The 13,442-nt window shown below is 32.7% G+C and carries 13 protein-coding genes; 12 read left to right on the forward strand and 1 reads right to left on the reverse strand.

Annotated features, from left to right (window positions below; translation table 11 throughout):
* Positions 1-17: 17 nt before the first annotated feature.
* The 11 genes from MHM83_RS08155 (at position 18) to MHM83_RS08205 (ending at position 8,758) form a co-directional block, all read left to right on the forward strand.
* Entirely contained in the window at positions 18-353 is a 336-nt protein-coding gene (locus tag MHM83_RS08155; RefSeq protein ID WP_239179162.1) for a DUF3703 domain-containing protein, read from the forward strand.
* Positions 354-610: 257 nt separating this feature from the next.
* Positions 611-1,150, forward strand: a complete 540-nt coding sequence (locus MHM83_RS08160) for a sigma-70 family RNA polymerase sigma factor (protein ID WP_239179164.1) — start codon at positions 611-613, stop codon at positions 1,148-1,150.
* Positions 1,151-1,266: 116 nt separating this feature from the next.
* Positions 1,267-1,956 carry an NUDIX domain-containing protein gene (locus MHM83_RS08165; RefSeq protein WP_073181655.1) on the forward strand — a complete coding sequence of 230 codons (690 nt, stop codon included), beginning with the start codon at positions 1,267-1,269 and terminating at the stop codon, positions 1,954-1,956.
* A 64-nt stretch (positions 1,957-2,020) separates the two neighbouring features.
* Positions 2,021-2,857, forward strand: coding sequence for a ribose-phosphate diphosphokinase (gene prs / locus MHM83_RS08170; protein WP_239179167.1), 837 nt, complete (start codon positions 2,021-2,023; stop codon positions 2,855-2,857).
* Positions 2,858-2,875: 18 nt separating this feature from the next.
* Positions 2,876-3,844 (forward strand): ADP-ribosylglycohydrolase family protein, encoded by a 969-nt coding sequence (locus tag MHM83_RS08175; RefSeq protein WP_239179169.1) that lies wholly within the window; start codon positions 2,876-2,878, stop codon positions 3,842-3,844.
* 52 nt (positions 3,845-3,896) lie between these two features.
* Positions 3,897-4,451 carry an RNA 2'-phosphotransferase gene (locus MHM83_RS08180; RefSeq protein WP_159613514.1) on the forward strand — a complete coding sequence of 185 codons (555 nt, stop codon included), beginning with the start codon at positions 3,897-3,899 and terminating at the stop codon, positions 4,449-4,451.
* Between the two features lie 4 nt (positions 4,452-4,455).
* Positions 4,456-5,181 (forward strand): metallophosphoesterase, encoded by a 726-nt coding sequence (locus MHM83_RS08185; protein ID WP_239179171.1) that lies wholly within the window; start codon positions 4,456-4,458, stop codon positions 5,179-5,181.
* A 33-nt stretch (positions 5,182-5,214) separates the two neighbouring features.
* A complete protein-coding gene (locus tag MHM83_RS08190; protein WP_239179173.1) occupies positions 5,215-5,769 on the forward strand; it encodes an NADAR family protein in 555 nt (184 codons plus the stop codon).
* A 42-nt stretch (positions 5,770-5,811) separates the two neighbouring features.
* Positions 5,812-6,822 carry an ADP-ribosylglycohydrolase family protein gene (locus MHM83_RS08195; RefSeq protein ID WP_159613585.1) on the forward strand — a complete coding sequence of 337 codons (1,011 nt, stop codon included), beginning with the start codon at positions 5,812-5,814 and terminating at the stop codon, positions 6,820-6,822.
* A 69-nt stretch (positions 6,823-6,891) separates the two neighbouring features.
* A complete protein-coding gene (locus tag MHM83_RS08200; protein ID WP_239179175.1) occupies positions 6,892-8,364 on the forward strand; it encodes a nicotinate phosphoribosyltransferase in 1,473 nt (490 codons plus the stop codon).
* 139 nt (positions 8,365-8,503) lie between these two features.
* Positions 8,504-8,758 (forward strand): hypothetical protein, encoded by a 255-nt coding sequence (locus tag MHM83_RS08205; protein WP_047788492.1) that lies wholly within the window; start codon positions 8,504-8,506, stop codon positions 8,756-8,758.
* A gap of 32 nt (positions 8,759-8,790) precedes the next feature.
* On the opposite strand, the gene MHM83_RS08210 is transcribed toward MHM83_RS08205, so the two are convergent.
* On the reverse strand, positions 8,791-10,743 hold the full coding sequence (locus MHM83_RS08210) for a YgiQ family radical SAM protein (RefSeq protein WP_239179177.1): 1,953 nt from the start codon (positions 10,741-10,743) through the stop codon (positions 8,791-8,793).
* Between the two features lie 172 nt (positions 10,744-10,915).
* Between MHM83_RS08210 and MHM83_RS08215 the strand changes: the two genes are divergently transcribed.
* The gene (locus MHM83_RS08215; RefSeq protein ID WP_239179179.1) at positions 10,916-13,414 is read left to right on the forward strand and encodes a zinc-dependent metalloprotease; all 2,499 of its coding nucleotides are present in this window, start codon (positions 10,916-10,918) and stop codon (positions 13,412-13,414) included.
* Positions 13,415-13,442: the final 28 nt, after the last annotated feature.

Consider the following 13,442-nt stretch of genomic DNA (forward strand, 5'->3'; position numbering starts at 1 on the left):
TACAAAATCAGCAAATCATGACACAACTACAACGAAAACAGGAGTTTTACAAGCAGTTAACTTTAGCTAAAAAGGCACTTAAAAGCAAAAGCTTTCAGGTGTCTTTTTATCATTTAGAAAACGCTCATGTATTAGGACAAAAACATGTTTATAGACACTCTATATCTCATTATTACATGCTAGTTTACGGAATAAAAACAAACAGCAGTAAAGAAATTATTGGGCAACTTTTTAGAATTATAGCTTCAATTTTATTTACTTTAATTTGGGTTCCTACGGGAAATACAGGAGGTACAAATATTTCAGCAGTTAAACCTATTCCTGTTAGAAAAGAACTTCAAAAATATTTTTAACAATAAATGCATCTTTTTACGCTTTTTCCAGTCTACTATACAAACACAAAACATATAATATCATGAAAAATAGCAATCAATGCACTTGCACTTGCGAAGGATGTAAAACAAGTGACTGCTCAAATTGTACATGTGAAAACTGCACATGTAATAACTGTAACTGTTAATTAAATCAACTTTTTAATATTTTGTCACGCTGAATAAAATGAAAACAAATGTTTTTTTATTCAACGTGGCATTTTTCGTAAATTTATACTATGACAACGCAACAAGTTTGGAAAAAATACGCAGACGATGTAAAACACTTTATTTTAAGTAAAGTGAAAGACTCTTCTGTGACTGATGATATCGTACAAGAAACATTTATAAAAGTTCACACTAAACTTCATACATTAAACGATATTACCAAACTAAAACCTTGGATTTTTACGATTGCTCGGAATACGATGATGGATTACTTCAAGAACACTAATCAAACAGTTGAATTTAAAAGTTTTGAAGCCCAAACAGATATAAAAGAACACGAACATACTGAGAAAGATTGCTTACGTGGAATCTTACAAAGCTTGCCTAAAAAGTATAGAGATCCACTATTTTTATCAGATATAAAAGGCTTAAAACAGCAAGAAGTTGCAGACATTTTAAAACAAAATTTACCAACCACTAAATCTCAAATTCAACGCGCTCGTAAACTAATTGCACAAGGTTTTATGGATTGCTGTGGATTTTCACTTAACGAAGAAGGAAAATTAGTAGGTGAAATTCAAGACAAAGAAGATTGTAAAGTTTGTAAGTAGATTTTATTATTCAAATTGCACAAGCTACATTAAAAAAACAATTAAAAAGTACCTTGTTTAAAATATGAATCTATAATTTTTAAAACTTTCGTAACTTTGTGTAAATTCAACACTAAATGAAGATATCACAAAATATAAAAGTTGCTGTAGATGCTGTTGTTTTTGGCTACCAACAAAAAGAACTTTCTGTCTTATTAATAAAAAGAGGCATCGAACCTTTTAAAGGAGCTTGGGCATTGCCTGGTGGATTGGTTTTAGAAAACGAATCACTAGAACATGCAGTTGAAAGAGAATTATTAGAAGAAACAGGAGTTACTATCGATTATCTTGAACAACTATATACATTCGGAACTCCCAAAAGAGACCCAAGAAACAGAGTTATTTCTGTTACCTATTTTGGTTTGGTAAGTCCCAATCATTTTAAAATTAGTGCTGATACTGATGCCGCTGAAGTACAATGGTTTCCTATTCATGAGCTCCCCAAACTAGCATTTGATCACAATCGTATTTTAACCACAGCTTTACAAAGACTTCAAAACAAAATAAACTACCAACCTATTGGTTTTGAATTATTAAAAAAAGAATTTCCTTTTTCTGATTTAGAAAATTTATATCAAACAATCCTTAATCAAAAAATTGATAGACGTAATTTCAGAAAAAAAATTATGAGCTTTGGAATACTTACCGAAACCGATAAAATACACCAGCCTTCTAGTGGTAGACCTGCAAAACTTTTTAAGTTTAATGCTAAGAAGTATAAAGAACTAGAAAAGAAAGGATTCCACTTCGAAATTAAGTTTGCGTAAAAAAAACACTAAAACATTTTTTATTTTAAAAAACCGCATTATATTTGTGTAAAAATTACGCAATATGATTTTAAACTTAGATAAAAGCTTTACTCCTTACGGAACAGAAAACAATGTAGACTATAATTTCTTTACTTTTTCAGGAGGGGAACCACATATTAAAATCATTTCTGAACTTGAAAATGTGTCAGAAGTTACCATTACACATCGTATTCAGTCTTTTAATGATATGGGCACACTATTATTAGCTACCAATGCGCTCAAAAACATGGGAATTGCAAAGTTACATGTTGTTCTTCCTTATTTTCCAGCAGCTCGTCAAGACAGATTGATGGTATCAGGTGAACCTTTATCGGTAAAAGTATATGCAGATATTATAAATGCACAAAACTTTGAGTCAGTAACTGTTTTCGATCCACACTCAGAAGTAACTCCTGCCCTATTAAATAACTGTAGAGTTATAGATAACCACACATTCATAGAACGCGTTACTCAACAATTATCAGACGATTTACTACTAATTTCTCCTGATGGTGGTGCGTTAAAAAAGATATACAAGGTTGCTGCTTACCTTCAAAACTATGAAGTTATTGAATGCTCTAAAAGCCGAAACGTAAAAACAGGTCAGTTGACAGGTTTTAAAGTATATACTGATGACTTACAAGGAAAAGATTGCTTGATAGTAGATGATATTTGTGATGGTGGAGGTACTTTTCTAGGACTAGCTAAAGAACTAAAAGCTAAAAATGCGGGGAATTTATATTTAGCTGTAAGTCATGGAATATTTAGTAAAGGTTTTGATGAACTTGAAAAGCACTTCACCAAAATTTTCACAACAGATAGTTTTAAAACTATAGAAAACGATAATTGCATACAGATTGAATTGGGAAAATTGCTATAAAAATCATAAAAAACTACTATGAAAAATAACATTATAAAGTCAACATTTATTGGATTAGCTGTAGCTGATGCTCTAGGGGTACCTGTGGAGTTTAAAAACAGGCAAGAGTTAAAACAAAATCCTGTAATAGACATGAGAGAGTTTGGAACACATCACCAGCCAAAAGGAACTTGGTCTGATGACAGTTCTCTTACATTTTGTTTAGCTGAAAGTTTATGTCAAGGGTACGATTTAGTGGATATTTCATATAAATTTATCCAATGGATGAATGCTGAGATATGGACTCCACACGGTAATGTTTTTGATATTGGAATCCAAACAAGAAAAGCGATTGAACAACTTTCAAAAATCATAAATAAAGAAGACTATAAAGAACTAGAAATTTTAAAATATTCTGATGATGAATATACCAATGGTAACGGTTCATTAATGAGAATTATTCCTTTACTCTTTTACATAAAGGGTAAGAGAATAAATGACCAATTTAATATTATTTGGCATGTTTCATCACTAACACATCCACACATAAGGTCGGCAATTTCTTGTTTAATATATTTAAAATTAGCTGAACATATTTTAAATGGATTTTCAATTGTAGATTCATATAAAAAGATGCAAAAGGAAATTACTGTCTATTTTTCAGAAAGAAGTATTTCTTCTTACGAGCAAAATCATTTCTCTAGAATTTTAAAGCAAGATATATCTAACTTAAAAGAAAAAGATATCAATTCCAGTGGCTATGTTATAGATACATTAGAAGCTTCACTTTGGTGTTTGCTCAACACTACTAATTATAGTGAGGCAGTTTTAAAAGCTGTAAATTTAGGGGATGATACTGATACCACAGCTACTGTAGTTGGAGCTATTGCTGGTATGTATTATGGAATTGATAATATACCTCAAAAATGGATAGATTCATTAGTAAGAAAAGATGATATTATTCTCTTAAGTCAACAATTCGCAAAAAAATATCGTTATGAAAATTAACCAATAAAAACGTAACAAACATTGCTTACGTTTTTGAATAAAATTGAAAAAAATGAATGAGAAGAACACAAAAAGAATAAGTAAGTTTTTAAGCCTGATATTAAGGCATCAGCCTGAAAAAATTGGGCTAAAATTAGACATCAACGGATGGACTTCAGTAGAAGAACTTTTGAACAAATCAAGTAACAACGGAGTTTCATTTACTAAAGAAGAATTGGATTTAGTTGTAAAAACAAACGATAAACAACGATTTTCATTTAACGAAGACAAAACAAAAATAAGAGCCAATCAAGGACACTCTTTAAAAAATGTAACCATAGTAACTGAAACAAAAACTCCCCCTCCATTTTTATATCACGGAACAGTAGCTAAATTTATTCCTTCAATAAAAGAAAACGGATTACAAAAAATGAGTAGACAACATGTTCATTTGAGTTCCGATGTAGAAACTGCTAAAAAAGTAGGCAGTAGAAGAGGTAAACCTATAATTTTGACTGTTCAATCAGGTGTTATGCATAAAAAAAATTATGAGTTCTTTTTATCTGAAAATGGAGTTTGGCTAACTAATCTTGTTCCTACTGAGTTCATTAATTTTGAAGATTTATAATAGTATGAAAACATTTGTCATTGGTGATATTCATGGAGGCTTAAAAGCCTTACCCCAAGTTTTTAAAAAAGCCAAAATCACTATAGAAGATACCTTAATTTTTCTTGGTGATTATGTGGACGGTTGGAGTGAATCTGCACAAGTCATTGATTTTTTAATAGAGTTAAACAAAAAGCATGAATGTATTTTCATTAAAGGAAATCATGATTTGTGGTGTGAAGATTGGCTGAGAACTGGTCAAGGTGAAGCTATTTGGTTAGCACATGGTGGCGAAGAAACCAAAAAAAGCTACGAATCTTATTCAGAAGAACAGAAACATGAACATCTGGCATTTTTTCAAGAAATGAAACCTTATTATATCGATAGTAAAAATCGTTTGTTTATCCATGCTGGATTTACCTCTATGCACGGAGTAGAAAAAGAGACTTTCAAATTAAATTATCATTTTGATAGAACCTTATGGGAAACTGCTTTAGCTACTGATAAAAACTTATCTGAAAAATCTGAACTATATCCTGAGAGGTTTACACACTACTCAGAAATATACATTGGTCACACCCCAACTATACGCTATAACTCATCAAATCCTATAAACGCTTTAAACTTATGGAATATTGATACAGGAGCTGCATTTACAGGATGTTTAACAATTATGGATATCAACAACAAAGAGTTTTGGCAAAGTGACCAAGTAAAAAATTTGTATCCAAATGAAAAAGGGAGAAATTAAAATTCTCTATAAACTCATCTAAATAATAATACTTTGAAATATAATAATAAAACAATAATAGCACGTTACAACAATAATGAAAACTTAAGTTTCTTATTTTTTTGGGGGCATCAACCCAACAAGGATGGAAGCGTCGGTAAAAGCTGTTTCAGCCAGTGGTGGAAAGCTTCTTTTGAAATCGATGGTATTACCTACCCTACTGCTGAGCATTATATGATGGCTAGTAAAGCGAAAGTGTTTAATGATGAAGAAACTTTACAAGAAATCCTTTCTGTTAGTACACCTCATCAAGTAAAAAAACTAGGGAGGAAGGTTAAGAACTTTTCTCCAGAAGCATGGGATCAACACAAATTCGAAATCGTCGTAAAAGCCAATCATGCTAAATTTTCTCAAAATAAAGACTTAAAAGAATTTTTATTAAATACAAAAGATAGAATTATAGTAGAAGCAAGCCCTGTTGATTCTATATGGGGAATTGGAATGGCTGCTGATAACCCTAATGTTACTAATCCAGAGTTATGGAAAGGGCACAATTTATTAGGGTATGCCTTAATGGAAGTTAGAGATTTATTAAACAAAAATTCATAAGCATTTGATTACAAAATTTTGGATATAATTAAACATAAAATTGTGAATTTATACAATGTTTTACTGGGTATAGCTATAGGAGACGCTTTTGGTGCCGGTTTAGAATTTCAAGATAGAAATTGGATTCAAAAAAATGTAGACTTTACCAAGTTCATCAACGTACGCCACTTAATTAAGATCTCAACTGATAAGTTAAGTGCTTTTACAGAAAATTATTACGATTGGCAATACACAGATGATACAGAAATGACTATTGGACTTATAAAAGCTCTCTATTCAAAAGAAGAGTTTAATGAGAGTTTATTAGTAGAAAAATGGAAAGATGAATACAACAAAGGGAAACATGAAAAAGGCCACGGCAGAAATGGCCATGGGTCAATGAGATGGTTTTTCTCTGGAGAAATGACAATTGAAGAAATTAAAAACTTTCAAAGAAATAGGTCAACTCCAGGAAATGCTCCAGCCATGAGATCAGTCCCATTAGGTTTCATTCCTTCGAATCTCATTAATAAATATGCAAAGATTAATGCTAACGCAACACATCCTAATATAAATGCCATACTTAGTAGTCAATGCATTGCAAGAGCTACTGAGTACTTACTTGTAAAAAAAGGAAATAAAGAAAACCTCATAAAATACTGTATAGAAAAAGTAAATCTAAATGATGAATATAAAAATTACCTTACCTCCGTTAATAAGATAAAATCAAATGAGATATTAACTAAGGGTAATTACGAAACATTGTGCGGACATCAACCGATAAGAAAACCATATTTTTTAAATGGGATTAACGGTATGCCATCAGATTCAAAATATACCACAGGCAGTGTTCTATATATCTTAAAAAATAGTACAAGTGCTTTTGATGCTCTTAAGAAATCTATTTTTCTTGGAGGTGATGTTGACTCTGTAGCATCTATAACAACAGGAATTAACTCAGGATTGTATGGAATTGGAAGCCTTCCTGACTTTATGATTGAGAATGTTGAAGGGAAACAATATATAAAAGAAATATCTTCTCGTTTTAATCAATATTTAGAGGAAATAAACTAAAATTTCAAAAGATTTAATTGTCAGTTAATTTTAATTTGCGTAATTTTGACACAAACAAAATAACATACTATGAATCCATTATTATATACAGACGGTTACAAAGTAGACCACAGAAGACAATACCCTAACAATACTACCTTAGTATATTCAAACTGGACACCAAGAAAAAGTAGGATTCAAGGAGTTGAAAAGGTAGTCTTTTTCGGACTACAATACTTCATTAAAAAATATATTATTGAAGAATTTCAAACCAACTTCTTTAACAAACCAAAAGAAGAAATTTGCAAACAATACAGTAGAAGAATCAATAATTATTTAGGTGAAAACTCTGTAGGTATAGAACATATTGCTGCATTACACGATTTAGGATACATTCCTATGGTTTTTAAAGCATTACCAGAGGGTGTTGAGGTTCCAATCAGAGTACCAATGTTTACCATGTATAATACATTGCCAGAATTCTTTTGGTTAACCAATTACTTTGAAACTTTATTATCTACCACTGTTTGGTTACCATGTAATTCTGCAACCATTGCAAAACAGTACAGAAAAATATTAGACAAATACGCACAAGAAACCTCATCTGTTCCTGAAATGGTAGATTGGCAAGGACACGACTTTTCTATGAGAGGAATGGCTGGTTTAGAAGCTGCTGAAATGAGTGCTGCTGGTCACTTATTAAGTTTTACTGGTACAGATACAATTCCTGCTGTAGATTTTTTAGAAAAGTATTACAATGCTGATTCTGATAATGAATTGATTGGTGGTTCTGTTGCAGCAACTGAACACTCTGTAATGTGTATGGGAACCAATAGTGGTGAAGAAGATACTTTTAAGAGATTAATTACTGAGGTATATCCAAACGGTATCGTTTCTATTGTTTCTGATACGTGGGATTTATGGAAAGTTCTTACCGAATACTTACCTAATCTAAAAGAAGAAGTCTTAGCCAGAGATGGAAAAGTAGTCATAAGACCAGACAGCGGGGATCCAGTAGATATTATTTGCGGAAATCAAAACGGTAAAACAGTAGAAGAACAAAAAGGAGTCATACAACTGCTTTGGGAAGTTTTTGGAGGAACAACCAACACAAAAGGATATAAAGAACTAGATAGTCATATTGGAGCTATCTATGGCGATAGCATTACCCTTGAAAGAGCCACACAAATTTGTGAACGTTTAAAACAAAAAGGGTTTGCCTCTACCAACGTAGTCTTAGGAATTGGTTCTTTTACCTATCAATACAACACCAGAGATACCTTTGGATTTGCCATGAAAGCTACTTACGGAGAAGTAGATGGAGAAGGAAGAGAAATTTTTAAAGACCCAATTACCGATGACGGAACTAAAAAATCTGCTAAAGGATTATTAAAAATAACGCTAGAAGATGGAAAATATAAATTACACGATCAAATAAGTTGGGAAGAAGAACAAAAAGGCGAATTACGAGAAGTTTTTAAAGACGGAAAATTGTTAGTTGATGAAAAACTAAGTGAAATAAGACTCCGTACTAAAAACAGCGTATTAGAATTTTCAGAATAACAAAAAGCAGGAATTTTACTCCTGCTTTTTTGCTATTTAAAAACCTACTAAAAACACTAAATACCAACACCTTACAAACTACTTAATTTGCTTAATTCTTGATTTTTTCATATCTTAATTGCAACTAAAAAAGAAACTTATGACAGATCAAGAACAGAAAAGACTCGATACAATGAACTCTGTTTTAGTTAAAATGGAAGACATTAAAAACACGCAAAAAAGTTTAATTGAAAAAATTGGTGTGGTTGAAGTTCAACTATTCGATATCCAGTCAAAAGACTTAGACAAAGAACTCGAAAAAGTAATGGTAAGAGCTTCTGATACCTTAAACATTATAAAACAAGCTACCGAAGCTTTTGAAATGAAACGAAACCGTTTAGAAAACGAAGCATAAATAAAAAATCCGCCTAACAGCGGATTTTTACTTTATCGTCTCTTCTTTTTAAAACCTTTATTCTTTCTCCTAGAAGGTTTTGATGGTTTATACGTTACGGTATCATCAAAGGTATTTTTAGCTTTTCCTGCTTTATTTTTACGCCACGAAGTATCTTCTGGAAGTAGTTTTTTAAGCAAATCTGTACGTCCAACTTTGTTTAACGTATCTTTAATCCATTGCTTATTTTCCTTTTTATACCAAAAGAAAAACTTGTGCTGATCTTCTTTCTCCTTTTTTGTTTTCGGAGTTTTTACCTCTTTTAAAGTATACGGATGATATCCACTGTAATAAATTACCGTAGCCACCGTCATAGGTGTTGGCGTAAAGCCTTGTACCTGTTCTAGCTGAAACCCCATATCTTTAGTCTCCGCAGCTAAGTTTGCCATATCTTCTGCCTCACAAGCTGGGTGACTCGAAATAAAATATGGTATTAATTGAAGTTTTAATTTCTTTTTGATGTTAATACGATCAAAACGTTCTTTAAATAAATGGAAGTATTTAAACGACGGTTTACGCATTAACTTTAGTACAGGATCAGAAGTGTGTTCCGGTGCAACTTTTAATCGCCCAGAAACGTGTTTTGTCATCACCTCTTCTGTATATGCATCTAACTCTTTAGGATCTGCATTTTTATTGAATTCAGGCACTAACATATCATGTCGAATACCACTACCAATAAATGATTTTTTCACCTTCGGATGTGCATCAACAGCTTGGTACAATTTTGTTAACGGTTTATGCGAAGTATCTAAATTACTACAAATTACGGGTGAAATACACGACGGAGCAACACATTTGTCACAAATCGACTGTACTTTACCTTTCATTTTATACATATTCGCAGAAGGTCCTCCAATATCAGATAAGTAGCCTTTAAAATCATCCATTTGGGCAACTTGATCTACTTCCTTTAAAACAGATTCTTGACTTCTACTCGCAATAAATTTTCCTTGATGTGCAGAAATAGTACAAAAACTACATCCTCCAAAACATCCACGGTGAATATTAATAGAAAACTTAATCATTTCAAACGCAGGTATTGGCCCACGTTTGTTATACTTTGGATGCGGTAAACGTGTAAAAGGTAAATCGAATGAAGCATCAATTTCTTCCTCCGTCATTGTTGGAAACGGTGGATTAATCATTAGCTTTTTATTCCCAACCTTTTGAAAAATACGACGTGCATATAGTTTGTTTGACTCCTGCTCTATCACTTTAAAATTAGAAGCATAGGCTTTCTTATCCTTCAAACAAGTTTCATGCGAACTAATTTCTACATCGTCCCAGTTCTTATTTTTCGGAGTTTTCTCACCTTCTTCTAATAAAACAGCTGTCTGCTTAATCGTTTTTAAGCTCGAAAATGGTACACCTTTTTGCAACAACTCAACAATTTCTCTTAGTGGCTGCTCTCCCATTCCGTATACCAACATATCTGCTTTAGAAGTTTCTAAAATCGTTGGTAATAATTTATCAGACCAATAATCGTAATGCGTAACACGACGTAACGAAGCCTCAATTCCTCCAATTAATACAGGAACATCTGGAAACTTTTCCTTTAAAATTTTAGAATATACTGAAGTCGCATAATCAGGTCTGAACCCTTTATCTCCATTAGGAGTGTAAGCATCTTTATCACGGCGACGTTTACTAGCCGTGTAATTACTAACCATGGGATCCATACAACCACCGGTAACTGCAAAAAATAACCTTGGAGTTCCTAGCTTTTCAAAATCTTGTAAATTATCGTGTACACTTGGTTGCGGAACAATTGCCACACGCAAACCGTAACTCTCTAAAATACGTCCAATTACTGCAGGACCAAATGATGGATGATCTACATATGCATCTCCACTGAATAGGATTACGTCTAATTCATCCCATCCTCTTAACTTCACCTCCTTTTTCGTAGTCGGTAACCAATCTGAAAGTCGTCTAATTCTCATGCCGCTGCAAAGGTACGGGGTTTTATTTACACTACAATACAGTAAAAAACTGAAAACTAGCCATAAATAAAGAAAAAACTATACATTAAAACATCTCTTTAACAATTAATTAAGATAATTCTGGTAGTAGTTTTGCTAAATTCCGCACTTATTTATTCAATTAATTTTTACAATGACTAAAAAAATACTTTCAACTATTTTAGTGGTATTTCTTGCTTTAGGAGTTTCTTTGAATGCAGAAGCACAACGAAAGAAGAAAAAAAACACAAAAAAAGAGACTCCCGCTAAAAAAGACAAACCTAAAAAAGGCGGTATACAACCTTATGAAAAGGTAGTTACCAAAAAACACAAAACAGACGAAGGTTTGTTTAAGGTGCACTCAAAAGACGCTAACTATTTATTTGAAATTCCAGATTCTCTTCTTAATCGTGAAATGCTTATGGTGACTAGAATTGCCAAAACAGCTAGCGGTATTGGTTTTGGTGGTGGAAAACAAAATACACAAGTGTTGCGTTGGGTAAAAAACAAGAAACAAATTTTACTAAAAGTAGTTTCTCACAATGTTGTAGCAGACACCATTTTACCGGTACACGAAGCCGTTGTAAACTCTAATTTTGAGCCTATCCTATTTGCTTTTCCAATCAAAGCATTTAGCAAAGACTCTACAGCTACTGTAATTGATGCTAGCCCTCTTTTTGAAGGTGATGTAAAAGCAATTACTTTTCCACAAAGAAGCAGAAAACGTTATAAGATTTCTAAAATGGATAAAACAAGATCTTATATTGACAGAATTAGTAGTTATCCTCAAAACATAGAAGTTAGAAATGTAAAAACTTACATTGCTGGGAATCCTCCATCAAACTCAAGTGTAGGTTCTGTAACTATGGAATTGAGTAACTCTATGATTTTACTTCCTAAAACACCTATGAAAAGACGTTATTTTGACGAACGTGTAGGATGGTTTACGAGTTCTCAAACAGATTACGGTTTAGATGTTCAAAAAAGTAAATCGGTTACCTATTTAGACAGATGGCGTTTAGAAGTAAAAGACGAAGATTTAGAAAAGTTTAAAAGAGGTGAATTAGTAGAGCCTAAGAAACAAATCGTATACTACATTGACAGGGCTACACCAAAAAAATGGCGTAAGTACATCAAACAAGGTATTGAAGATTGGCAAATTGCTTTTGAAGCAGCTGGATTTAAAAATGCTATCATCGCTAAAGATGCTCCTACTAAAGAAGAAGATCCTGATTGGAGCCCCGAAGATGTACGTTACTCTGTAGTTCGTTATTTAGCATCTCCAATCCCAAATGCAAATGGTCCTCACGTTAGTGACCCTCGTTCAGGAGAAATTTTAGAATCTGACATTAACTGGTATCATAATGTAATGACTTTATTACACAACTGGTTTTTTGTACAAACAGCTGCAATCAATCCAGATGCAAGAGGAAATCAATTTAAAGATGAAGTTATGGGACGCTTAATCCGTTTTGTTTCTTCTCATGAAGTTGGACACACTTTAGGATTGCCTCACAACATGGGAAGTTCTGTTGCATATCCTGTAGATTCTTTACGTTCTGCTGAATTTACTAAAAAGAACGGAACAGCTCCTTCAATCATGGATTATGCTCGTTTTAACTATGTAGCACAACCAGAAGACAAAGGAGTTGCTTTAATGCCTAATATTGGACCTTACGATAAATATGCTATCAACTGGGGATACAGACCAATCTTAGATAAATCTGCAAAGGAAGAAAAACCTACCTTAAATCAGTGGATTAAAGAAAAAGCAGGAAACCCTGTGTATAGATTCGGACACCAACAAGTTCGTAATATTATTGACCCTAGCTCACAAACAGAAGATTTAGGTGACGATGCCATGAAAGCAAGTGCTTATGGTATTAAAAACTTACAACGTATTTTACCTCGTTTAGAAGAGTGGACTACTGAAGATGGTGAAACTTACGAAGAGTTAAAAACTATGTACGGACAAGTAGTTGGACAGTTTAACAGATATATGGGGCACGTAAGTTCTAATATTGGTGGTGTATATGAGTATTTTAAAACTGCCGATCAAGATGGGGCTGTTTATGTACACGTACCTAAAGAGCATCAAAAAAGAGCTTTACAATTTGTAAATAACGAATTGTTTAAAACTCCTACTTGGTTAATTGATGAAAACATCATCAGTAAAACACAACACTCCGGAATTATTGAGCGCATAAGAAGTTTACAAGTACGAACGTTAAACAGAGTTTTAAAAACTGGAAGATTAACACGTATGATTGAGAATGAAACTTTAAACGGAACTAAAGCATATTCTCTTATTGAAATGATGGGAGATTTACGCAAAGGTATTTGGAGTGAAGTATATGCTAACAAAACTATAGATCCGTATCGTAGAAACTTACAACGTGCACATTTAGACAGATTGGACTTTTTACTAAACAAAGCAAAAGACCAAAAAGCACCAAGAAGTGATAGAGGCTATTTTAAACAAACAGCGGTTACTATCAATCAATCAGATATTAAACCTGTGGTAAGAGGAGAGCTAAAACGTTTACAAAAAGATATTAAACGTAGTATTCCTTCAGTTCGTAACACAATAACCCGTTACCACTTACAAGATGCAGCAGATAGAATAGACACTATTCTAAACCCAAACAACTAATTTTTCTTACATAACAGCAATCTAGTAG

The sequence above is a fragment of the Tenacibaculum sp. Mcav3-52 genome (assembly GCF_022347665.1).
GTDB lineage: Bacteria > Bacteroidota > Bacteroidia > Flavobacteriales > Flavobacteriaceae > Polaribacter > Polaribacter mesophilus.

Bases quoted from the DNA above. Each gene is read 5' to 3' on its own strand.
- MHM83_RS08155 (WP_239179162.1), top strand. From the start codon at position 18: ATGACACAACTACAACGAAAACAGGAGTTTTACAAGCAGTTAACTTTA.
- MHM83_RS08160 (WP_239179164.1), top strand. From the start codon at position 611: ATGACAACGCAACAAGTTTGGAAAAAATACGCAGACGATGTAAAACAC.
- MHM83_RS08165 (WP_073181655.1), top strand. From the start codon at position 1,267: ATGAAGATATCACAAAATATAAAAGTTGCTGTAGATGCTGTTGTTTTT.
- prs (WP_239179167.1), top strand. From the start codon at position 2,021: ATGATTTTAAACTTAGATAAAAGCTTTACTCCTTACGGAACAGAAAAC.
- MHM83_RS08175 (WP_239179169.1), top strand. From the start codon at position 2,876: ATGAAAAATAACATTATAAAGTCAACATTTATTGGATTAGCTGTAGCT.
- MHM83_RS08180 (WP_159613514.1), top strand. From the start codon at position 3,897: ATGAATGAGAAGAACACAAAAAGAATAAGTAAGTTTTTAAGCCTGATA.
- MHM83_RS08185 (WP_239179171.1), top strand. From the start codon at position 4,456: ATGAAAACATTTGTCATTGGTGATATTCATGGAGGCTTAAAAGCCTTA.
- MHM83_RS08200 (WP_239179175.1), top strand. From the start codon at position 6,892: ATGAATCCATTATTATATACAGACGGTTACAAAGTAGACCACAGAAGA.
- MHM83_RS08205 (WP_047788492.1), top strand. From the start codon at position 8,504: ATGACAGATCAAGAACAGAAAAGACTCGATACAATGAACTCTGTTTTA.
- MHM83_RS08210 (WP_239179177.1), bottom strand. From the start codon at position 10,743: ATGAGAATTAGACGACTTTCAGATTGGTTACCGACTACGAAAAAGGAG.
- MHM83_RS08215 (WP_239179179.1), top strand. From the start codon at position 10,916: ATGACTAAAAAAATACTTTCAACTATTTTAGTGGTATTTCTTGCTTTA.